The sequence below is a fragment of the Candidatus Protochlamydia phocaeensis genome, assembly GCF_001545115.1.
Taxonomy (GTDB): Bacteria; Chlamydiota; Chlamydiia; order Chlamydiales; family Parachlamydiaceae; genus Protochlamydia_A; species Protochlamydia_A phocaeensis.
This window is the reverse complement of sequence record NZ_FCNU01000031.1, coordinates 85,343-106,070: the sequence shown is the minus strand read 5'-3', so window position 1 is coordinate 106,070 and position 20,728 is coordinate 85,343. Positions and strand designations below refer to the sequence as shown.

Annotated in this window: 19 protein-coding genes and 1 riboswitch; of the genes, 11 read left to right on the top strand and 8 right to left on the bottom strand. The window is 42.6% G+C overall.

Translation table 11 applies throughout. From position 1 onward, the window contains the following. Positions 1-28 precede the first annotated feature (28 nt). The 3 genes from BN3769_RS12155 (at position 29) to BN3769_RS12145 (ending at position 3,666) form a co-directional block, all read left to right on the top strand. Positions 29-1,426 (top strand): MBL fold metallo-hydrolase, encoded by a 1,398-nt coding sequence (locus BN3769_RS12155; RefSeq protein WP_068470973.1) that lies wholly within the window; start codon positions 29-31, stop codon positions 1,424-1,426. A 38-nt stretch (positions 1,427-1,464) separates the two neighbouring features. Next, on the top strand, positions 1,465-2,136 hold the full coding sequence (locus tag BN3769_RS12150; RefSeq protein ID WP_068471110.1) for a peroxiredoxin: 672 nt from the start codon (positions 1,465-1,467) through the stop codon (positions 2,134-2,136). A 228-nt stretch (positions 2,137-2,364) separates the two neighbouring features. Next, positions 2,365-3,666 (top strand): hypothetical protein, encoded by a 1,302-nt coding sequence (locus tag BN3769_RS12145; RefSeq protein WP_068470971.1) that lies wholly within the window; start codon positions 2,365-2,367, stop codon positions 3,664-3,666. Positions 3,667-3,745: 79 nt separating this feature from the next. Here the strand turns inward: BN3769_RS12145 and BN3769_RS12140 are convergent, their stop codons facing one another. The 4 genes from BN3769_RS12140 to BN3769_RS14535 form a co-directional block, all read right to left on the bottom strand. Then, complete coding sequence (locus BN3769_RS12140; RefSeq protein ID WP_068470969.1) at positions 3,746-4,300, bottom strand: HdeD family acid-resistance protein; 555 nt, start codon at positions 4,298-4,300, stop codon at positions 3,746-3,748. 87 nt (positions 4,301-4,387) lie between these two features. Beyond that, on the bottom strand, positions 4,388-5,683 hold the full coding sequence (locus BN3769_RS12135; protein ID WP_068470967.1) for an SLC13 family permease: 1,296 nt from the start codon (positions 5,681-5,683) through the stop codon (positions 4,388-4,390). A gap of 59 nt (positions 5,684-5,742) precedes the next feature. Then, a complete protein-coding gene (locus BN3769_RS12130; protein WP_068470965.1) occupies positions 5,743-6,693 on the bottom strand; it encodes an ABC transporter substrate-binding protein in 951 nt (316 codons plus the stop codon). After that, on the bottom strand, positions 6,690-7,547 hold the full coding sequence (locus tag BN3769_RS14535; protein WP_079989560.1) for an MC/SLC25 family protein: 858 nt from the start codon (positions 7,545-7,547) through the stop codon (positions 6,690-6,692). Before BN3769_RS14535 ends, BN3769_RS12130 begins: the two co-directional genes overlap by 4 nt. Positions 7,548-7,665: 118 nt before the next feature. Then, positions 7,666-7,785: riboswitch (TPP riboswitch) on the bottom strand. Positions 7,786-7,908: 123 nt separating this feature from the next. On the opposite strand from BN3769_RS14535, the gene BN3769_RS12125 reads away from it, so the two are divergent. Beyond that, the gene (locus tag BN3769_RS12125) at positions 7,909-8,631 is read left to right on the top strand and encodes an SDR family oxidoreductase (RefSeq protein WP_068470963.1); all 723 of its coding nucleotides are present in this window, start codon (positions 7,909-7,911) and stop codon (positions 8,629-8,631) included. A 158-nt stretch (positions 8,632-8,789) separates the two neighbouring features. Here BN3769_RS12125 and BN3769_RS12120 read toward each other — a convergent pair whose 3' ends face one another. Further along, complete coding sequence (locus BN3769_RS12120) at positions 8,790-10,316, bottom strand: serine hydrolase (protein WP_068470961.1); 1,527 nt, start codon at positions 10,314-10,316, stop codon at positions 8,790-8,792. A 251-nt stretch (positions 10,317-10,567) separates the two neighbouring features. Between BN3769_RS12120 and BN3769_RS12115 the strand changes: the two genes are divergently transcribed. Continuing rightward, the gene (locus tag BN3769_RS12115; RefSeq protein WP_068470959.1) at positions 10,568-11,473 is read left to right on the top strand and encodes an NAD(P)-dependent oxidoreductase; all 906 of its coding nucleotides are present in this window, start codon (positions 10,568-10,570) and stop codon (positions 11,471-11,473) included. Positions 11,474-11,567: 94 nt separating this feature from the next. Here BN3769_RS12115 and BN3769_RS12110 read toward each other — a convergent pair whose 3' ends face one another. Continuing rightward, positions 11,568-13,826 (bottom strand): nitric-oxide reductase large subunit, encoded by a 2,259-nt coding sequence (locus BN3769_RS12110; RefSeq protein WP_228840693.1) that lies wholly within the window; start codon positions 13,824-13,826, stop codon positions 11,568-11,570. A 407-nt stretch (positions 13,827-14,233) separates the two neighbouring features. Here BN3769_RS12110 and BN3769_RS12105 point away from each other — a divergent pair, with 407 nt between their 5' ends. Genes BN3769_RS12105 through BN3769_RS12095 form a run of 3 tightly spaced genes read left to right on the top strand, consistent with a single transcriptional unit; the run spans position 14,234 to position 16,931 of the window. Beyond that, entirely contained in the window at positions 14,234-15,235 is a 1,002-nt protein-coding gene (locus BN3769_RS12105; RefSeq protein ID WP_228840692.1) for an ROK family protein, read from the top strand. A 9-nt stretch (positions 15,236-15,244) separates the two neighbouring features. Next, positions 15,245-15,871 (top strand): HAD family hydrolase, encoded by a 627-nt coding sequence (locus tag BN3769_RS12100; RefSeq protein WP_068470953.1) that lies wholly within the window; start codon positions 15,245-15,247, stop codon positions 15,869-15,871. Between the two features lie 7 nt (positions 15,872-15,878). Then, positions 15,879-16,931 (top strand): class I fructose-bisphosphate aldolase, encoded by a 1,053-nt coding sequence (locus BN3769_RS12095; RefSeq protein ID WP_068470951.1) that lies wholly within the window; start codon positions 15,879-15,881, stop codon positions 16,929-16,931. Between the two features lie 234 nt (positions 16,932-17,165). Here the strand turns inward: BN3769_RS12095 and BN3769_RS14820 are convergent, their stop codons facing one another. Further along, positions 17,166-17,303 (bottom strand): hypothetical protein, encoded by a 138-nt coding sequence (locus tag BN3769_RS14820; RefSeq protein ID WP_154017910.1) that lies wholly within the window; start codon positions 17,301-17,303, stop codon positions 17,166-17,168. Between the two features lie 137 nt (positions 17,304-17,440). On the opposite strand from BN3769_RS14820, the gene BN3769_RS12090 reads away from it, so the two are divergent. The 3 genes from BN3769_RS12090 to BN3769_RS12080 are packed head-to-tail and all read left to right on the top strand — an operon-like array spanning position 17,441 to position 19,979. Then, positions 17,441-18,424, top strand: coding sequence for an ABC transporter substrate-binding protein (locus tag BN3769_RS12090; RefSeq protein ID WP_068470949.1), 984 nt, complete (start codon positions 17,441-17,443; stop codon positions 18,422-18,424). Beyond that, positions 18,421-19,287: an ABC transporter permease subunit gene (locus BN3769_RS12085; RefSeq protein WP_068470947.1), complete on the top strand. Its 867-nt coding sequence runs from the start codon at positions 18,421-18,423 to the stop codon at positions 19,285-19,287. The genes BN3769_RS12090 and BN3769_RS12085 overlap by 4 nt, the downstream gene beginning before the upstream one ends. Beyond that, on the top strand, positions 19,281-19,979 hold the full coding sequence (locus BN3769_RS12080; protein WP_068470946.1) for an ATP-binding cassette domain-containing protein: 699 nt from the start codon (positions 19,281-19,283) through the stop codon (positions 19,977-19,979). Before BN3769_RS12085 ends, BN3769_RS12080 begins: the two co-directional genes overlap by 7 nt. Before the next feature lie 140 nt (positions 19,980-20,119). Here the strand turns inward: BN3769_RS12080 and BN3769_RS12075 are convergent, their stop codons facing one another. Continuing rightward, complete coding sequence (locus BN3769_RS12075; protein WP_068470944.1) at positions 20,120-20,599, bottom strand: YkgJ family cysteine cluster protein; 480 nt, start codon at positions 20,597-20,599, stop codon at positions 20,120-20,122. Positions 20,600-20,728: the final 129 nt, after the last annotated feature.

Sequence of the window (20,728 nt, the reverse complement as noted above, 5' to 3'; positions counted from 1 at the left end):
ATTGATTAAGATCGTTATAAGGAACAGTATGTTTTTTCAAAGAATTTTTACGCCTGGATTGTCCATTTATTCCTATCTCATTGGAGACGAGAAGACCAAACGCTGCGCAGTTTTGGATCCTACGCGATTGGTCGCACCTTATATTTTAGCTGCAGAAAATGCTGGTTTAACCATTACGGATATTATGGAAACGCATGTTCATGCGGATTTTGTATCGGGAGCCAAAGAGCTCAAAGATCAATTAAATGGCAAGCCTTGCATTCACGCCTCAGGTCTAGGGGGGAAGGAATGGATTCCGGCCTATGCCGATCATATTGTTGCTCAAGGAGATCAGGTTAAATTAGGAAGCATCCGCTTATCTGTTTTGCATACTCCTGGGCATACACCCGAGCATATCATGTGGACTGTATATGATGACACACGAAGCGCAATCGTGCCTTGGTTTACTTTTTCGGGAGATTGCCTATTTGTAGGAAGCGTTGGACGTCCGGACTTGCTAGGACCGGAGCATTTCAATACGCTTGCAAAACAGCAGTATCATAGCTTATTTAAAACCTTAGCCCCTTTGCCCGATTTTATGGAGATTTTTCCTTCCCATGGGGCGGGATCGCTCTGTGGAAAGTCATTGAGCGGATTTGCTACTTCCACTCTTGGCTATGAACGAAAATGCAATCCGTATTTGCAACGGCAATCAGAAGAGCAGTGGGTACAAACGGTGAAAAGTGAAGCTCTTCCCATCCCTCCTTATTTTAAGCGTTTAAAGAAAATTAATGTAGAAGGCCCGTCTTTGCTGCGGGATTTGACGGTGAAAGCCGTGAAAGAGCAGAAGGAATTGGAAGGAATGTTTTTATTGGATGTTCGTCATCCTGAGCACTTTGCCCGCTGTTATTTAGAAGGCGCAATCAATATTCCGTTAACCTCTTCTTTTTGCCAATGGGCTGGATGGCTCGTTCCTGAGGCTGTACCCTTGGCTATTATTACGGGAAGGGAAAATCGCATTTCGGAAGTCATCGATCAGTTGCGCCTAATTGGTTTTGATCAACCGATTTACACGTTTGCCATGAAGGAAGAAGAGGAATGTACTGCCCAGCATCTCTCTTGTTTTGCTTATATTTCGGCTGAAGACCTGATGCAAAGACAAAAGGAAAATGAAGCCAATGTGTATATCTTAGATGTGCGTACTCCTGCCGAGTGGAATGCCGGACATATTCCCACTGCTCATCATATTGAGTTAAATAAGCTTTATGAATGTATGCATCATATTCCGCACGATTGTCTTGTTGTCGCTCTTTGCCGCACTGGGTTTCGGGCTTCGACTGCCGCTTCCCTATTAAAAAAATATGGATTTAGTCAAGTCGCAAATGTAAAAGGCGGAATGCAAGCTTGGGAACAAATGAAATTTCCCATGCTGCCGGCGGAAAAATAATAGAAAATGCCTTTTTAACCATTAACAAAGGATTATATATGAATGCGGATACGCAAACTCCATCCCTTCACTTGGGAGATATCGCTCCTGATTTTGTCGCTGATACGACGGAAGGGAAATTTGATTTTCATGAATGGTTAGGCAATTCTTGGTGTGTATTTTTTTCGCATCCGAAGGACTTTACACCTGTTTGCACAACAGAGCTTGGGATGGCTGCTCGCTTAAAAACCGAATTTGATAAGCGGAATGCCAAGCTGATCGCTTTAAGCGTAGAAAGCGTCTCTTCCCATAAAGAATGGATAAAAGATATTAATGAAATTCAACGAACTAATCTCAACTTTCCCATTATTGGAGATGAAAACAGCTACATTGCCCATCTTTATGGAATGATCCATCCCCGGGCTAATGATACCTTTACAGTCCGTACTGTCTTCATCATTGATCCAAATAAGAAAATCCGCATGATGATGACTTATCCCGCTGCAACAGGCAGAAATTTTGATGAAATTCTTCGGGTATTGGATGCCATTCAACTCACGGATCAATATAGCGTGGCCACTCCTGCTAATTGGAATCAGGGGCAAGACTGCGTCATTCTTCCAAGCATTACCGATGCTGCAACGTTGACTAAATTGTTTCCCAAGGGATACCGCGAAGTCAAACCCTATTTACGCTTTACTCCACAGCCAGGATCAAATCCTTCCAAATAAGAGAACTGAAGAGGGATTTCCCTCTTCATTTTTTAACACACCTTTCAACTCGTCTTCGCTCGATTTCTTGCAGAGAAAAATTAAAAAAATGCAAGCAACTTTATAGAAAATTAACTTGAAATTAATAGATAAATGAATTATTTTTTTAAATCTATGGGGATATTGTTTTTTGCTTTATAATATAATTAAATAGATTTGATATAATAAGGTTATCTTAAAGAGGTTATTATGGGCCTGGAACGACCTAGTTTCTTTGAAAGTATTATGATGTCAGCCGCTTATGCAAGAATTGACACAAAACTCGGAGAAAAGAAACCTAAAGATTTATCTTTACGTCAAAAAATTACAAATTTGGTTGATACTATTTTAGCTAAACTATCTTCCAGCTATGCCAATCGCCGAACGGAAATTGCTCATCTCGTCATGCAGGAGCATGCCCAGAAACACTATCCGGTTATTAAAGCAGCTAATGACATTTTAAAGCCTACTCCTTCTAGTCCGATCAATCCGCCTCCTGTGATCAGCCAAGAACCACCTGTTGTTGAAAATGAAAAGCAATCGTCAGAGACCGAGCAGCTTTTTGAAGAAAAAGAAGGTGATTTGGGCACTATAGCTAAAGAGGAGAAAAGCCAGGATCCCATCGAGCAGACTCTTTCACAGCCAGCTCAAGAAACAGACGCTGTTGTCGATTTAGAAGAGAAGAAGGTCGAAGAGAAGAAAACGGAAGAAGAACCCATTCCTCTCCCTCCCGTAGTGGAACATAAAGATTTGCCTCCACCTCCGAGTGATAAAGAATTAGAAGCCTTAGCAGAAACCGAAAAAAAAGCAGCGGCTCCCCATCCCGCTCCTCTTTATCTGCAGAAAGAAGAAAAGATTACTGTTATAGAAGAGACGCCAGACCATATCATCATTGATATTCCAGACATTCCAATTACGGAAGAAGAAATTATGGAAATAATGGAGGATATTTGGAGTTTTGATCAGGAAAAACTGGAAGAGACAGATAGATATAAGATGAAGCAATTTGTTGAATATCTATACGAAAATCCGGGCGCTTATTTGGCTCTCATTGTAGGCCTTCAATATCGGCTAGCCTTAATACAGCAACTTCAGGAGCTTTTGCCAGAAGCTGCAAATGAATTAGATCTCGTGGAGGGCAAGCTGGAAAATATCTTAAAAGATGCGGAAGGTTTGGATGAAGAAGGTATTGATATGCAACGCTTATTCCAAGAAGGGGCAGAAGATACTGAGATAGAGGAAGCCGCAGATAATAAAGAAGAAGTGCGCCAACAAGAGGAAATGTTAAAAGAAGAAGCGCTGCAAAAAGACGAGCAGAAGCCGGCAGGCATGATGGCTCAAGCGCAGAATTTCTTGAGTTCCCTCTCTAATTACTTGGGTGTCTTTTCTGGATTTGCCAGTATTTTTCAAGCTGAAGCCAATGTGGGTAAACTGCCCAAGGAAGAACAAACGGAAGGGCGGCTGGCACAAGAAATCGGCAAAATTGATGAGGATCTTCGTCAAATTCTATAATTTCAAATAAAAAGCCTATATTGCAAAAATCGATATAGGCTTTTTTTATTTTAAGGTTTTACATTTCCGTTAAGAACTGTTATGAACCTGTTTTGACTTTGGGAATTCCCAAGGCCAAGAAAACAAGGGAAATTCCAAAAAAGATCATATTAATTCCCACTAGCAAGCCAAGTGCCCAGAAAGCGGTACCCGGCCATCCCGCCCATATAATCACAGCCATTGCCAGGGCTAGCACGCCATTTAGAATAAACCATCCCCATCTTCTGAAGGGCTTTAATTGAAAACCCAAGATAATTTTAGCTATTCCTTCTAAGGCAAAGAAAAAAATCAGCAAGAGGGTGAGGGAAATAATTCCCGCAACCGGAAAAATCACCATCAACAAGCCGAAGATAATATACAGAATGCTTGTTAGAAGCGAACCCCAAAAGCCTGGCGCTTGCCGTGCTATAAAAGTGCGATAAGCTTGAAAAATTCCTCCAAATAAAATTAACCATCCAATAAAAAGTTCTGTACTCAAAGTCGAAATGCCAGGCATCGCCACGGCTAAAAAGCCGAGCAGAGCAAAAAGAATTCCTTCAATTAATAATAAATTGCGGCTCTTTTGCAATAAATCAATGGGTGTGTCTTCTTCCACCGTGTGCTCCTTGTTAGGATTTTTTTTAATTTGTTATATAAAGCCTTTGATTTGTTGTAAAATAGCAAGTTTTATTTAATGAATGCTTTAAGCGCTAACGGCTGGATGGAATAAGCTGCGCATCATGAAATAGATTAGTATTCCAAAAGCATAAGTAGCTAAGGCTTTCCAGGTTATATAACGAAGATACCATCCAAAAGTGGCTCTTTCTAATGCCATTAAAGCAACGCCGGCAGCAGATCCGATGATGAGAATGCTACCGCCTGTTCCTGCGCAATAGGACATCAATTGCCAGAATTCAGAATCTGTTCCGAAGGTTTTTAAAGAATACATTCCAAGCGTTGCAGCAACAAGCGAAACGTTATCGACCAGAGCTGAGGCTAGTCCGATGGCTATTACAATAATGAAGGGATTGGCGATATGGCTATTGAGCCAGAGAGCTAAAGCCTGTAAGAGGCCTGCACTTTCTAGGGCCATAATGGAAAGCAGCAAACCTAAGTAAAAAAGGATGATGGAGACATCGATGTGTGGAAGGACATTGGTGACGCGTGGAAGAGAAAGCTGCGGCTTAATTGCCGCTAAGAAATCAGTGACAAGCCATAGCATGGCTACCGTCAGCATCATGCCGATAAAGGGAGGCAAGTCTGTCATGATTTTATAAATGGGAACAAAGATTAATCCCAAAACGCCCAAGATTAAGACGAGGACTCCATAAGGTTTAGGGGACGGTAGGGACTCCTTAGGGGTAGCCAGGCTTCCGCGAAGGGCAAATTGATTTAAAAATAGAAAAAAAATCAGGCTAAGGAAGCAGGGAAGGAAAAGATCTCTTACAAGCGGCACTGTTGTGACGCGCTCTCCAATCCATAAGACGGTAGTTGAGACGTCGCCAATAGGAGTCCAGGCCCCTCCGGCATTGGCTGCTATCACAACTGCGCCGCCTATTAGTAGGCGATCTTCATGCTTGTCCAAGAGCTTTTGAATAATTGAAAGCATAACGATTGTTGTCGTCAAATTATCCAAAACACTCGAAAGAAAGAATGCTAGGATGCCGGCCATCCACAATAAAAGAATTTTAGACTGGACGAGCAAGTAGCGAGAAATGATTAAAAAGCCGCCATAGGCATTGACCGTTTCAACGGTAATTAAAGCCCCCCAAAGGAAGAATAAGACTTGGCAGACTTTGAACATTTGTATTTGCAACAAATCTAAGTGCTGGCTAGTCGTTTCTCCGGGCTCCAAAAAGAGAATAGTCCAGCAAGCGACAGCCATGAAAAGAGCGGTTGTCGTCTTATTAATATGAATGATCTCTTCTAAAACAATACTGGCATAGCCCAGAAGGAAAAGGGTTAGGATCCAATGGGCATGAGGAGTCAAGGCGTCCATTCAGATATCCTCTGTTTGTCTTCTGCTATAGCGCAGTTAAAAGCAGAGGCAAAATAAAGTCAATTCTCCTTTTTTGGCATTAGTTCGAGAAGCAAATTGAGCGTGTGGGCGTCTTTAATTAAACCTTCTGCCTTCATCCATTCCATAAACCCGTGCCATTTTTCGCGTTTAATGACTTGTTCGGAGGCAAAAAGAAGATGGGTCTGTTTCCAAGACGCTTCTTGCCAAGGCTCTTTTTCCTGCAAAGCGGAAAATAAAGAGCTGTAAATGTCAAAAGCAAGCCCGGGATGCTCTCGACAAAAGGCTAAGCTTTTCTGTAAGGCTGCCTGAAAACGATAAGCGAAGCCAGATCTGGATTCAATCCAGTCGCTACAGCAAATAAAGACTAGTTCATCGTAGCTAGGCCCTGCACAATCGGCAAGTTTAATGAAGCGCATGGGAAATCCTTGATGGACATATTGAATAGGTTCGATATTCCAAAATACGCCCAATACAGCATCAACTTTCTCAGCTGAGAGATCTGCCAAGGTTGAATGTTTAATAAGCGTAATTTCTTTAAATTGAATGCCTTGTTTGGCTAAAAGGGATGAAACATAATGAGTGGTCAGGCCATGATGTGGGACTCCTAAACGCTTCTGATGCAAGTCGCAAAGTGTATAGATTGGACTTTCTTCTTTAAAGAGAATGGCTCGTAAAGGTTGATCGACCAATAGGCCGATAATTTGGATATCGCCGTGCGCGCTTTCCCGGATGACATTTGGCATATAAGAAAGAGCAATGTCTATCTTCTTCTCTCGGAGGGCTGTAAGGGTATTGATTTTCTCTGCATTCTCTTGGATAGCAAGATCAATGCCTTGTTCCAGAAAAAATCCCTGTTGCTGTCCAACATAAAGAGGAAGATGGAGAGGATTGCGCGTCCAATCAAGCAGAAGAGAGGCTGATTCGTCTGCATAAGTAAAAAAGGGAATAGTCAAACCCCAAAAAAAAGCCATAATAAAATAAAGATTCATTCATTTACTCCTTCGTTTGCCTGTTTAAAAAATAGATCGACACGATAGAGGATGGTTTGGGTTAACGCTCCGGCAAGCAAAAGGCGAGGCAGGTTGACTTGAAAAAGGCCGCGGATTAGGCTGCTTGGCCCTTCTTGTTTAATCATATTTAAAGCAATGCGGTAAAAAGTGTAACGAGAGGTGCTGCATCTTTGCCTCTTTGCAATGACATCAAGCGGATAGCTAACAGACGTGGCGGCCAATCCGCCTAGACTACCCGAACAAGCCGCCGCCAGTGTGCTTGCATGAGTGGAAGAAGAAAAATGCTTCTCAAGATGATTTTGGGCAGTTTCAGATACGAGAAAAAAGGTGGGCCAATAAGCCGCATATTTAAAGGCCGTTACTGAAGACCCTGAGAATAAGGCAGATAGCTTTTGACCTCTCGGAATAGATAAAAGAACAGCCCGGATGGTTTTCTCTTCTTGTGTATAAAGCCTTGCTTTCAAGACTTGTAAAGGGGAAAGAACATAGCTCATCGCAGCCGCCGAGCAGATAGTTGCCGTTAGTTTGGAGAATTGAGCGTCCGCTATGCATGAATCGGTCAGCTTGCGGAAAAAGGGGATGAATCCAAACAGGCAGACATTTTTGGACAGTCCGTTTGCAATAGAAACGCTAACGCCTTTAAAGGGGGTCACCCTAATCGCTTTTATCACCTTTAATTTGTTGGTTGGGCTAACTTGAATTTGCGTATTTATTTTCTCTAATGGATTGAGAACAATCGGAACGATCGTTCCGACCAAAAAGCCTTTTAGAAGACTTTGAGGCCATTCCGGAGTGCTTTGCATAAACGAGTGAAAAGAATGTGAAATTCCCATAAGGCTCCCGAGGTAAATAATGATGAGAGAAAAGGGAATAGCGCGGCGAGGAAAAAAACAAGCAGCAATCAAAGAATGGCAAAGGCTGGCAGAAGGCAGTCTTTGATGTCTCTGAATTTTGATTGCGTGATGACATCCCTACGCTGGTATAACCCAGATCAGGTAATGCGGGTATCATTTCAGCCTGAAATAAATCTTGAAGACAAGCGTTTATGTTCAAGCACCCCGTGCCATTACTTGGCTTGAATCATAAAGTGAGAATAAAATAATGTCAAACCTCTGCTTTCAAAAAGGAAAAGGCCTGGCCAGATAAGCAAAAGGAATATATAAGAAGGTTAAGAGATAACAACTAGGAGCAGAGATGAAAGAAAAACGTTTAGCTTTAGTGACAGGAGGAAATCGAGGGTTAGGCTTGGGAACATGCCGTGAGCTTGCGCAGGCTGGTTATCAGGTTATTTTAGCTAGTCGGGATGAGGAAAAAGGACGGATCAAAGCCCAAGAATTAAATCGAGGGGGATTGTCTGTAGAGGCAATGCTTCTGGACATATCCAATTCGGACAGCATCGCTTCTTTGCATCGGCAAATCGAACAGCGATGGGGACGTCTAGACGTTCTTGTGAATAATGCAGCCATTCTGATTGATAAAGACGATGCCCATCAAGCAGAAGAAGACGCATTTAAGCAAAGACGGCGCGTTTTGGAAGAGACGTTGAATGTTAATGTGGCGGGAGCGTACGATCTGTGCAATCGTTTTGTGCCTTTAATGTTAAAAAATGGCTATGGACGAATTGTGAATGTCTCCAGCGGCCTTGGCCAGCTTAGCGATCCGCATAGCAATTTTGCTGCTTATAGTATTTCCAAAACAGCCCTCAACATGGTGACGTGCATATTTGCCGCTCAAACCAAAGGATCCAACGTTCTTGTCAATTCTGTTTGCCCAGGTTGGGTTAAAACGGATATGGGGGGAGAGCAAGCTCCACGCTCTATTGAAGAGGGAATAAGCGGAATTGTCTGGGCTTCTACTCTGCCCGATCATGGACCAAGCGGGGGGTTCTTCCGCGATGGCAAACCGATTGATTGGTAGCCGAAAAAGAAAAAGAGTAAGGCAGCCCATTTGCCTTCTCTTTTTTAGAAGATGCCTTAAACTGCTAATGGCCTAGATTTGAGGCTTTTCTCTTTTGGATTTTTAAAAATCCTCTAAGCAATCGATGTCGGATCAATGTTTTGAACGCATGGAGACATTTATAAGCGCTTGAAAGCTTCCCCTTCCATTAAAAGGGGAATGCTCAATTGATCGGCATATCCTTTTGAATCTATGCAAAAGTTTACAAAAATCGTTTCCGATTCTTTGAGAGCCGGCCATATTAATTCAAAGGTATCCCTGTTCCAGTGTTCTAGATTAAAGCGCACACGGTCCGGGCCTATTGTAATGATTAGCTGCTGGTTAACTGATTCGACTTCAACTTTCCCAAATAGCTCATGAAAATAAATGCCTGTATAGTGGTCTAGAGGAAGCGCTGGTTTCGGTTCACTGGGCGGTTGGAGCGCTTTAGCTTTCTGGCTTTCGGCTAGAATGTGTTTTTCCAATAGCTCGGTATTCCAGTTTTTTTGGGACTTATTAAAATACAAATCAAAGAACTGCCAAGCAAGCGCATGACTGAGACTTGTCCCGCTTGTGTTGGTTAAAATGACAATCCCTATATTGGCCTCGGGAATAAAGGCGACAATATTGGCAACCCCTGCAGTGACGCCATCATGCCAAATAATGGGATAAGGCGCATAATCTCTGATGGCCCAGCCAAGGCCATAATAATTTTCCGCTTCATGAAATCGGCCAACATAGATATAGCGGCGAAAAGTACGGGAGAGATTAGAGGAGCTAATTAAGGGTGCTCCATTGAAAGATCCCTCATTGATGAGCAGTTTTAGCCAATTGGCCATATCTATCGCTGTGGAATTAATTCCTCCTGCAGGGCCAAAAAGGGTATAGATATAGCGATAAGGAAGATCTTCCGATAATTTTTCGACTTTTCCCTCTAAACGTTTGTGCAGGGCGCTGGCATTTTTAGATGCCTTATATTTTTCGATAGAGGTGCTGCTATCTTTCATGCCTAAAGGCGCAAAAATGCGCTGTTGGATCAGCTGTTCCCACGATAGACCGGTAATAATCTCGAGCATTTCGCCTGCGACCAAAAAGAAAGAATTCTGATAAGCATAGGCAGAGCGAAAGCTGCTAATTGGTTTAATATAGCGCAAATTATGAATCATCTGCTGGCGTGTAAAGCCAAAATAGGCTTGTGTATCTCCGGCATGCGAAGGCAATCCGCTACGCTGGGACATAAGGTCTTGAATTTGAAATTCACGTGTGACCCACGGGTCATAAAGCACGAATTCGGGCATATATTTAATAACAGAATCTTCCCAAGTTAATCTCCCTTCATCGATCATAATGGCCATCAGGGCCGAGGTAAAAGATTTAGAAAGCGAACCTATTTCAAAGAGCGTGTGAGGGGTGACTGGCTGGTTTCCCATCAACTCCGTTACGCCAAATCCCTTAGAATAAATCGTCTTGTCGCCTTTGACAATGGCGATCGCCATTCCCGGCACATTCCATGCTTGGAGGGTTTTTTTGGCTTCAGATTCAAAAGCCGTCAGTGTAGCGGCAAGTGAGGATGAGGACGTTTCAGGAATCTCATCCAATTTTTCGGCTTGAAGAGGAAAAAAGGCGAGGCTTAAACAGTAAAAATAAACAAACTCTTTTAGTCGCATAAGCTGCCTAGGTTGGTAAACAAATAAAGACTTCTAATCCATGTGTTATAGCGGCTTCAGATAATTTTACGCTATTTATAAACAATAAATTTTAAACGCTTTTAAATTCGCCTTGTTAAGTCTAGAGATTAGAGGATAAAGAAAAGGTTGAAAGCAAGGTGCCCAGAATTTCTCTTTTGATAGATATCCTTAATTGTATAAATTAAAATTTTGAATAATTTGTGCAAGATGCACGAATCAAAGGAGCAAATATGAAAGAGAGCGTATCTTTTATTGGCCTTGGGAAAATGGGGTTCCCTATGGCGCACAATTTATTAAAAGCCGGTTTTCCCTTAAAAGTATATAACCGCTCAATTCATAAGGCTGATCCTCTTTTAAAAGAAGGAGCGCAGTTGCTTAACTCTCCTAAAGAAGCCTTTGAAACATCTTCTCTTTTAATGACAATGTTGGCCAATGACGATGCTGTTGAAGAAATTGTCTATGGCCCTCAAGGAATCGGTGAACGCCTAAAAGAAGGGTGCATCCATCTTTCCATGAGTACAATTTCTCCGGAAACAAGCCGAAAGCTTCAAGAGTTCCATCAAAAAAAAGGGGCCATTTACCTTGCCGCTCCTGTTCTAGGACGCCCGGAAGCTGCAGAAGCTAAAAAGCTTTGGATAATAGTGGCGGGAGAAGAGCAGGCGAAAACGCGCGTTCGGCCTCTCCTTGATTGCCTAGGTCAAGGGGTGTTAGATTTTGGAGAAGATCCAAGCCAAGCCAATATTGTTAAATTGCTCTGCAATTTTCTCATTTTTTCAACCATTGAAGCGTTAGCTGAAATATCTGCCCTGGCTAAAAAAAATCAAATTTCCCAAGAGCCTCTCTGGGATCTTATTTCAAATAAGCTCTTTGCCTGCCCGGTCTATCAGACGTATGGAAAAATCATTGCTTCTCAAAATTTCGCGACAGGGGATTTTAAAATGAAGTTGGGCCTCAAAGATATGCGTTTAGTGCAAGACTTGGCGAAAGCAAGTCAAGCTCCCATGCCATTGGCCAGCTTATTGTGTGATAGATTACTAGTGGGACTGGCCAAAGGAAGAGAGTCATTGGATTCTTCCGGGCTTGCTTTGGTTGCATGGGAAGAAGCGGGCCTTCTACAGGAAAAGGAAACGATCTGAAAAAAAGCCAGCCTATTCCCCATCTATTAACCGGAGTTTGGCAGAAGATAGGGGTGTGAAAAAATAGCGCGCTTAGAATGTAATTTCTTATCCTTTACCTTAAGGAGGCTGGCTGCTTTTCTAGTTTATTGAATGAGAATCCTTGAGGAAGGAAAGTAATAAAAATAGCAGATACGATGGGAATGACTCCAACCAAGATAAAAATTAAATCTCCAATGAGGCGGATCCATTCGAGAGTATGGAAAGTTCCGGACATTAAATAGGACAGTTCTCTTGCGTGCCAATATCCATTCTCAATTGCATCCCATAGTTGAAGCACTCCTGCTGGAAATAGATCTAAAATGACCATGAGCGCCATTCCAATATTTAATCCAAAAAAGCCGACTTTGATAAGCGTCTTTGTACGTCTCCATAACGCTTCATTTTGCATAGCACGCATGCAGAACATGACGACTCCAAGCGCAAGCATTCCAAATACGCCGAACATGGCCGCATGCCCATGATTGGGCGTCAAATTTGTTCCGACTTCGAAGTAGGAAATAATCGGGAGATTAATTAAAAAACCAAATATTCCAGCCCCAACGAAGTTCCATATGCCAACTGCAATGAGAAAATAAATTGTCCATTGTTGCTTTTCTGCTAAATAGTGGCCGCATTTGGTGCATTTTGTTTGTGAAACGCGAATGAAATCGCGCGCTTCCATTGTTAAAAGTGTTAGAGGAACGACTTCCATAGCGGAAAAGCAAGCCGCCAAGGCCATGTTGACATTGGTTTGCCCTGTGAAATACCAATGATGTCCCGTGCCTACCACTCCTCCTGCTAAATAGAGAATGGCATCCAAATAAATAATGCGTAATGCTGTAATGGCTCTAATAATTCCCATTTGTACGGAAATAATGGCCACGAGGACTGTAGAGAAAACTTCAAAAAATCCTTCGACCCAAAGATGAATGATCCAAAATCGCCAGTTATCAATCAAGGTAAAATGGGTATCATGATTATAGAAAACGGCCGGGACATAAAAGATAGGAATTGTCGCAGCCGTCAAAAAAAATAAAATAGACAGCTCACGCCTAGCTGGCCTACGAAAAGCGGGCTTTAAGGCTTGAAAAAGAAGAAATAGCCAGAAAGCAAATCCCGCTATAAGCAAATACTGCCAGAAGCGTCCTAAATCTAAATACTCGGATCCTTGATTGCCGATCCAAAACCACCAGTCATCTTGAAAAAAGTTTTTACTGCTTAAATATTCTCCTGCCATGCTTCCTACTACAACAAAGAGGAGGGCTCCAAAAAGACTATTGACTCCAAGCTTTTGGTAGCGCCACTCATTCTGGCTAAGTAAAGGGGCGATAAATAGCCCGCCTGCAACCCAAGCTGTAGCAATCCAAAAAATGGCTAATTGCAGATGCCATGTTCGCAGAAGATTGTAAGGAAAATAATCGATAATAGGCAGCCCATAAAAAGAGGATTCGACCCGGTAATGGGCCAATGCTCCGCCAGTTAAACTTTGCAAGAGAAATAAAAGAGCCGTGATGACTAAGTATTTCGCAATGGCTTTTTGACTTGCTGTAAGAGGCGGAAGGGTTAAATGGGTTTCGCAGACATGCCTTTGCCCGCTTCCACCCCAGCCTAGGCCAAATTTGCTGACGATAAAAAGCACAAGGCCTGTTGCGCCTATAATAAAGACTAAGCTTAAAGCGCTCCATAAATAAGCATCAGCGCTTGGATAATTGCCGGCAAGAGGATCGTAAGGGAAATTGTTTGTGTAGGTGAATTCTTCACCCGGGCGATTTGTTACAGCTGCCCAAGCTGCCCATGCGAAAAAAGAGGTGAGCGCACTTAAATCTTCCGGATCAGAAATATAATTTTTAGGCAATCCCGGAGCCTCTCCCGAGGTAAAATAATTTTTCCAAAAATCAAGGCTGTGCTCATAGGCTTTGCTTTCTTCATCTGTAAGAGTCAGAATGCCTGTTTTAGCGTCATAGCGATTATGTTTTAAAATTTTGATGACTTCTTGCAAAATAGATCCTTGCTCAAATTCTGTTAGTTGAGCAAAAGGCTTTCCATAAATTTTAGTGGCCAAAAGTCTTTGCATGGTCAAGGTTTGTTCATGAAGATGCGAGGCGCTGTAATCAGGGCCTAGATAAGCGCCATGGCCCCATAGCGTTCCATGCTCCATTAAATTGTTTTTCAGGAAAACTTTTTGTCCGTGGGCAACTTGTTTTCCAGTGAAGAGGACTCTTCCTGTTGGGCTAATAACTTGTTCTGGAATAGGAGGGATATTATCATAGGCAAGGCGTGTCACTAATCCTAAAATACTAAAGCCTATAACCATGATGAGAATAGTGGTCATTCTCCATATAGGTGAAAGCTTTTCATTTTTCTCAAGGTCAAAAGACATAGGGAAGGGGTTTATTTAAGTTGTAGGAAGTCATACCCTGCTAAATTTTTTTAAAGAGACTGCCCTCGAATTCATAATAGCCTAGCTTCGTCTTTCCTACGGGAAGAACGTGAATCTAGGTCATTAGTAGTTTTAATACATCCTTTAAAAGGCAATATAAGGCGGCCATGCTTTAAGGGTGGCTTGATTTTTTTCGCTTAATAAATTTTTTTTTGTTTTTTTAGTCAAGGAGTAAATACTTTTTGCCAAAGCCGGACTCCTTCTGCAATTTCATTTATGTCGCTTAAAAAACATTGAAAGATTATATATCTTTTTAAATTAATCTTTTGATCTCTAATATTTTTGGCAGTGATAAAAAAATGATAGTTTCAAATCACATGCATACGATTGGAATCGATTTAGGCGGCACTAAAATTGAAGCGGGCCTTGTTCATTCTTCCGGAGTAATTAAAGACCATATCCGTTTGGCGACTAATGCGGCAGGCGGACCGGCAGCCGTTGAGAAACAACTATTGGAAGCAATCGATGCCTTGCGCAATAAAGAAAATCTTCCTATAGCCGGAATCGGCATTGGTGTCGCAGGACAAATTGATGCACAATCTGGAACGGTCTATTTCGCTCCTAACTTGCCAGGATGGCGTAATGTTCCTCTACAGGAAAATCTTCAAAGAATTCTGGGGATACCCGTCAAAATCATCAACGATGTACGCGCCATTACTTGGGGGGAATGGGTTTATGGCGCTGGCAAGGGGTGCAAAGATTTGATTTGCGTCTTTATTGGCACGGGAATCGGCGGGGGGATCATAAGTGGGGGCAAGCTTTTAACTGGATCTAGCAACACCTGCGGTGAAATCGGACACATGACAATCGATTTTCACGGTCCGCTTTGCACCTGTGGAAATAAAGGATGTTGGGAAGCTTTTGCCGGGGGATGGGCAATAGCTAAATATGCGAAAGAATTGATTCAAACACATGGCCCAGAAGGCGTGCGTTTGTTGGAATTAGCTGATAATCAATTGGATGCTGTAACCGCCAAAACTGTTTTGCAGGCCTATAAGGAAGGAGATGTGCTTGCGACATCTATTGTCGAAAGAATCAAGCAGGCTTTAATTGCCGGGTGCATCAATTTAATTAATGCCTTAAATCCTTCACGCATGATTATAGGGGGAGGGATTGTGGACGGTTGGCCTGAAATTATTTCATTTATTAATGCTGGAGTAAGGGAAAAAGCATTAAAAGTCGCGACGCGGGATTTACAAATTGTTCCTGCTAAGCTTGGCAAGGAAGTCGGGGTTATTGGATCAGCCGCGATGGTTTTAGATTTTTTAAATAGCCAAAAGACCAAAACCAATTCAGATTAATGGAGAGGAATGAGCGTGAATATTAAGGCTTTATTTTTAGATATCGGTGGGGTTTTGCTGACCAATGGCTGGGATCATCGTATGCGTGAAAAAGCGGCTCATATTTTTGATTTAGACTTTCTAGAAATGAATACTCGGCATGCTCTTACTTTCGATACTTATGAAATTGGCAAACTATCATTGGATGAATATCTTAAGCGCGTGGTTTTTTATGAACCTAGGAGCTTTTCTCTTGAAAATTTTAAAGATTTTATGTTTTCACAGTCGCAGCCGTTAGGAACGATGCTGGAATTGATGAAAAATATCAAAAAAGAGCATGGATTGAAAGTGGTAGGCATCAGCAATGAAGGACGCGAACTGATGTTAAACCGCATTGAAAAATTTAAGCTGAAAGAGCTGTTCGATATGTTTGTTTGTTCTTGTTTTGTGCATCTGCGCAAGCCGGATCTTGAGATTTATCACATGGCTCTAGACCTAGCGCAAGTAAAACCCGGCCAGATCATTTATATAGATGATCGCTCCATGCTAGTCGAAATTGGCCAGCAATTGGGGATGCAGGCTTTTCAACACATCAATGAAGACAGGACAAAACAGACGCTAGAAGATCTATTAAAAGTTACCATGACAAAAGGATAGTTTATTTATGAGTTCGTCCATTCAATCTTTACTTGGCGATGAAGCCCAATCCTTGCTTGGGCATCAATGTAAAACAATTTCTAAAGATAAGATTTATTTACCGGGACCAGATTTCATTGACCGCGTAGTCAGCCAAACTGATCGACGTCCTACCGTTTTACGCAGCCTCGCGCAAATTTTTAATTTTGGACGGCTTAGCGGGACAGGATATCTTTCTATCCTTCCGGTCGATCAAGGCATCGAACACTCTGCTGGCGCAAGCTTTGCCATCAATCCTGATTATTTTGATCCTGAAGGAATTGTCAAGTTGGCGATTGAAGGAGGATGTAATGCGGTTGCTTCGACATTGGGCGTGTTAGGTGCTGTTGCCCGTCGCTATTCGCATAAAATTCCCTTTATCGTGAAACTTAATCACAATGAATTGCTTAGCTATCCCAATAGTTATGATCAAATTTATTTCGGGCAAGTTGAACAAGCGTGGGAAATGGGGGCTGTTGCAATTGGGGCGACCATTTATTTTGGCTCAGAGGAATCGCATCGCCAAATTCAGGAGACAAGCAAAGCTTTCCAACGCGCTCATGAGCTGGGAATGGCTACTTTCCTGTGGTGCTATTTGCGCAATTCAGCTTTTAAAAAAGATAAAGATTACTCTTTAAGCGCAGATTTGACAGGTCAAGCGAATCATTTGGGGGTCACAATTGAAGCAGATATTATCAAACAAAAGCAGCCTGTCAATAATGGAGGCTATAAGGCAATTCCTAACTTCGGAAAAACTAGCGATTTGGTTTATGAAAAATTGACGACCGACCATCCCATTGATCTCACTCGCTATCAAGTTGCCAATTGCTATATGGGAAGAGCCGGGCTTATTAATTCTGGCGGAGAATCCGGTAAAAATGATTTAGCAGAAGCCGTGAAAACTGCCATTATCAATAAACGCGCAGGCGGAACGGGCGTTATTTCCGGAAGAAAAGCCTTTCAGAAGCCATTCAAGGAAGGTGTTGAACTTTTGAACGCCATCCAAGACGTCTATTTAGATCGATCCATTACAATCGCTTGACGAGGGCAATAGATTAAATCATCTCGTGTATTCAATTTAAGGATGCACGAGATGGTTTTTAATGCCTTTCCAACATGATCTATCAAGCTTCAATCAATTAAAAGTAGAGAAGGCATAGGAAGAAAAATTGATAAGAGACTGTCGTCGAATGTATAATGGCTTGGTTTAAAGCAACGGCCTTATCTCAAGAATTGCGCCTTATCTGAAATAATGGATTAAAAAGCTTGAATTTTTTTATTTCTCATTTATAAAATAAAGAGAAATCCAAATTAATTGAAAAATCATGAACGCAGGAAAGCCTCTTTCACTTTCTTTTGCTTTATCCAACAGCCTTGCTGTTGCGCCTGCGCCTGCCTGCCAATCTTTTTCCAACTATTATTACTGCTATTATTACCTTGACAGCTGGGGATGACCCTACCTGCTAACGGATGGTAGTGGCTTGACGTTTAAGCCCCAGCTGAGATTCAGCTGGGGCTTTTTTTTTGCTCAAAATTTTTTATGGAGAATGTATGTTAGAAAATTGGATCACACGGATGAAAAAGGTAGGAGCTTTTCTGTTGCTTGCTGCTTTAGCAAGCTGCTCCTCCTCTCAAGAACAGTCTTCTGTTTTGACAATCGGCATTTTGCAAACAGCTTCGCATCCAGCCCTTGATCAGGCTCGCGAAGGATTTATGCAAGAATTAAATGCTCAGCTGGATGGCAAAGTGCGCTTTGTCGTGCAAAATGCAGAGGGATCGATCGCACAAGCGCGCAGCATTGCGCAGCGATTTCATGCCGATAGCCACATAGACGGCATTTTTGCCATTGCCACTCCCGCCGCACAGGCCGCAGCTTCTGTTGAGAGGCAAAAGCCAATTTTTTTTGCAGCCGTCACCGACCCGGAAAAAGCCGGCCTTAAACAAGCCAATCACTGTGGAACAAGCGACATGATTAATGTGCCAAACGAGATCGAATTGCTTATTGATCTTGTCCCTCAAGCAAAACGGGTGGCAATTCTATTTAATCCCAGTGAAATCAATTCGGTAACAGTTAAAGACAAAATGAAAGATGAACTGGAAAAGCGGGGCATGCAAGTGATTTTAGTCGGTGTTTCCCAAGAATCGGAAATGGCGATGGCGGCCACGTCGGCTATGCAAAAAAGCGATGCCATTTTAACTCCAATTGATAATACGGTCGCCATGGCATTGCCGACATTGGCCAAGATTTCTCGTGCGCATCATAGGCCCCTAATCGTAAGCGACAATTTATTAGTCGAAAAAGGAGCGTTAGCGGCAAGGGGAGTGGATTACTTTCAGTCGGGGGAAAAAGCGGCTGCTTTAGCGGTGGAAGTTTTTGTAAAAGGGAAAAAGCCCGGCGATCTTGCACTTGCCCAATCATCCTCTTCGCTTGCCGTTATCAATCAAGAAGTTCTAAAAGAGCTAGGATTATCCATGCCTGAAAAATGGATTGGAGAAGCTATAATTGTTAACCAACAAGCAGGAAAAAAACCATGAATATGCTACTAGAAATGATTCAAGAGGCCGGCTTGCAAGGTTTGATTTTTGGATTTGTCGTCATAGGGGTCTATTTAACTTCCCGTGTGATTCGATGCGATGATCTGTCCATTGAGGGGAGCTTCGGTTTCGGCGGAGCGCTTGTCGCTGCCGGCCTGCTTGCCGGTTTCCATCCCATATGGAGCATCCCAGCCGCCCTGGTGGCGGGCGCTCTTGCAGGATGTTTGACGGGTTTGCTGCATACCAAACTTCACATGCATCACCTCATTGCCGGAATTGTCGTGACAACCGCCCTTTACTCTATCAATCTTAAGATGGCTGGAGCAAATGTGTCTTTAATGACCACCGCATCTTTATTCGATTGGATGCCTTTTTCTCATCCAGCAATGAATCAATTGATCTTGCTTGCCGGCTTGGCCAGCCTAATCTTTTGGCTTCTTAAAAAGTTGTTGGCTACAGAAGTGGGTATCTTAATTCGAGCGGCCGGATGCAACCCGCATTTATTAGCTAGTTTGGGAAAAAGCGTCAATTTTTACAAAGTTTTAGGATTTAGCTTGGCCGGCGCTTGCTCAGGCCTGGCCGGGGGGTTGTTCGTTCAGCTGACGGCTTTTTATTCCATTACTGGCAGCATGGGAATGATGATGATGGGGCTGACAGGCCTTATTATTGCCGAAATGATGACAGCACGTTTCAGTTTGATTTTAGTTTTGGGAGCAATGATTTGCCAAGCTTTTTTTGCCATGACAATTGCTCTGGGGGTTGATCCTTCCTGGAATTATTTAATCAAAGGTATCTTGATTGTCTTTTTTCTGCAATTGAGCCGCTCTCCGCTTTTAGCTGCAGAAAGGAGGGTGGCATGCTAGCCGATCCTGTATTGCAAATCGAACAATTAACGGTTGAAAGGCAAGAAAAAGCTATTCTAAAACATTTGTCATGCCAAGCATATCCCGGAGAATTAGTCATTCTGAAAGGAGTGAATGGTTCAGGAAAAAGCACTTTGCTAGATGCCATTGTAGGCCGCATTCAACCCCAAGAAGGGCGCATCAGCTTAAAAGGGGAAAATATGGTCGGTCGGACAGAAAAGGAGCGTTCGCGCTGGATCAGCCGCATGTCGCAAAATACTCTTGCAGGCTGCTTTCCTTCTTTAACTGTGCAAGAAAACCTTGCCATTGCTTCTTTAAAAGGTCAAAAGGCAACTTTGAAGAATTCCCATGCCCGTTTTTTGAGGCAAGCGTTAACCGATCAGCTGGCTTCTGTGGATATTGATTTAGATCCGCTTTTGCATCGGCCAATGGGATGCTTGTCAGGGGGGCAGCGCCAGATTCTAACATTTGTCATGGCTACATTGATGCATCCGGCACTGCTGCTGCTAGACGAGCCAACAGCTGCACTAGATCCGGATTCCGCATCAAAATTAGTCCATCTGATGTTAGATTTTATCAAGCGCACGCAAGCAGCCACCATCATGATCACGCACGATATGACCTTGGCTAACCAGCTGAAGGGTAGGCAATGGTATATGTTCCAAGGGCAGATTGTAGAAGAGAGCGGTTAATTCCAGAGGGAAATTTAAATCGGCATTTGGATAGTAACAAAGCCCTGCGTTAAACGATCGTAAGCGGGTCCGTATATGGGGTCGCTTACGATCATTTAATCGCAGGAGCTTTCGCACTAGTCGAAATGTTAGTTTAATTTTTAGGTATAATTGGCTTCTGGAGAGGCTGGCACATAGTGCTCATTTTGGTCGCTGATCTGTTGCTTAAGTTGTTCTTGAATAGATTCAAAAGAGATCAAAGGAGCCTCAGGACAAATGCCCTCGCAGGTTTGAGCAGCTTCTTCCCAGCTTTGAGGCGAAAGAAGATTTTCTTTCCAAAATGGGTATGTCCGGCATTGGCTTGGCCGCGCTTGATAAACCTGGCATTTGCGGTCTTTATAAAAGACACAATCATGGTTTTGAGATTTTTTCTCTACCAGCAAGTAACGGTTATGAAGGCGCCTGACATACAGGCGCTTAAAGTCTTTTATGGAAATTTTCAGGAACTGCGCCATTTCAGCCATTTCTTGCTCGCTGACCCAGACAAAGCCCGGAGACCCCGTGCAGCATTTTCCGCATTGCGTGCAACTGAAATGCAAACCGTCTTTATACCAAGGAAAGGAGGGATGAGATTGAGTCATAAAAAATTGATTTTTTTATCTTTAATTTTAATACTTTGTTTAAAATGGATCAATAAACAAAATAAGATTTTTCTATTAAAAATAGAAATTATTTAAAAAGGAACTAGGAAATGCAGAGTCATTGAATTA

Coding starts and splice junctions, on each gene's coding strand:
- BN3769_RS12155 (WP_068470973.1), top strand. CDS start 29: ATGTTTTTTCAAAGAATTTTTACGCCTGGATTGTCCATTTATTCCTAT.
- BN3769_RS12150 (WP_068471110.1), top strand. CDS start 1,465: ATGAATGCGGATACGCAAACTCCATCCCTTCACTTGGGAGATATCGCT.
- BN3769_RS12145 (WP_068470971.1), top strand. CDS start 2,365: ATGGGCCTGGAACGACCTAGTTTCTTTGAAAGTATTATGATGTCAGCC.
- BN3769_RS12135 (WP_068470967.1), bottom strand. CDS start 5,683: ATGGACGCCTTGACTCCTCATGCCCATTGGATCCTAACCCTTTTCCTT.
- BN3769_RS12130 (WP_068470965.1), bottom strand. CDS start 6,693: ATGAATCTTTATTTTATTATGGCTTTTTTTTGGGGTTTGACTATTCCC.
- BN3769_RS14535 (WP_079989560.1), bottom strand. CDS start 7,547: ATGGGAATTTCACATTCTTTTCACTCGTTTATGCAAAGCACTCCGGAA.
- BN3769_RS12125 (WP_068470963.1), top strand. CDS start 7,909: ATGAAAGAAAAACGTTTAGCTTTAGTGACAGGAGGAAATCGAGGGTTA.
- BN3769_RS12120 (WP_068470961.1), bottom strand. CDS start 10,316: ATGCGACTAAAAGAGTTTGTTTATTTTTACTGTTTAAGCCTCGCCTTT.
- BN3769_RS12115 (WP_068470959.1), top strand. CDS start 10,568: ATGAAAGAGAGCGTATCTTTTATTGGCCTTGGGAAAATGGGGTTCCCT.
- BN3769_RS12110 (WP_228840693.1), bottom strand. CDS start 13,826: ATGACCACTATTCTCATCATGGTTATAGGCTTTAGTATTTTAGGATTA.
- BN3769_RS12105 (WP_228840692.1), top strand. CDS start 14,234: ATGATAGTTTCAAATCACATGCATACGATTGGAATCGATTTAGGCGGC.
- BN3769_RS12100 (WP_068470953.1), top strand. CDS start 15,245: ATGAGCGTGAATATTAAGGCTTTATTTTTAGATATCGGTGGGGTTTTG.
- BN3769_RS12095 (WP_068470951.1), top strand. CDS start 15,879: ATGAGTTCGTCCATTCAATCTTTACTTGGCGATGAAGCCCAATCCTTG.
- BN3769_RS12090 (WP_068470949.1), top strand. CDS start 17,441: ATGTTAGAAAATTGGATCACACGGATGAAAAAGGTAGGAGCTTTTCTG.
- BN3769_RS12085 (WP_068470947.1), top strand. CDS start 18,421: ATGAATATGCTACTAGAAATGATTCAAGAGGCCGGCTTGCAAGGTTTG.
- BN3769_RS12080 (WP_068470946.1), top strand. CDS start 19,281: ATGCTAGCCGATCCTGTATTGCAAATCGAACAATTAACGGTTGAAAGG.
- BN3769_RS12075 (WP_068470944.1), bottom strand. CDS start 20,599: ATGACTCAATCTCATCCCTCCTTTCCTTGGTATAAAGACGGTTTGCAT.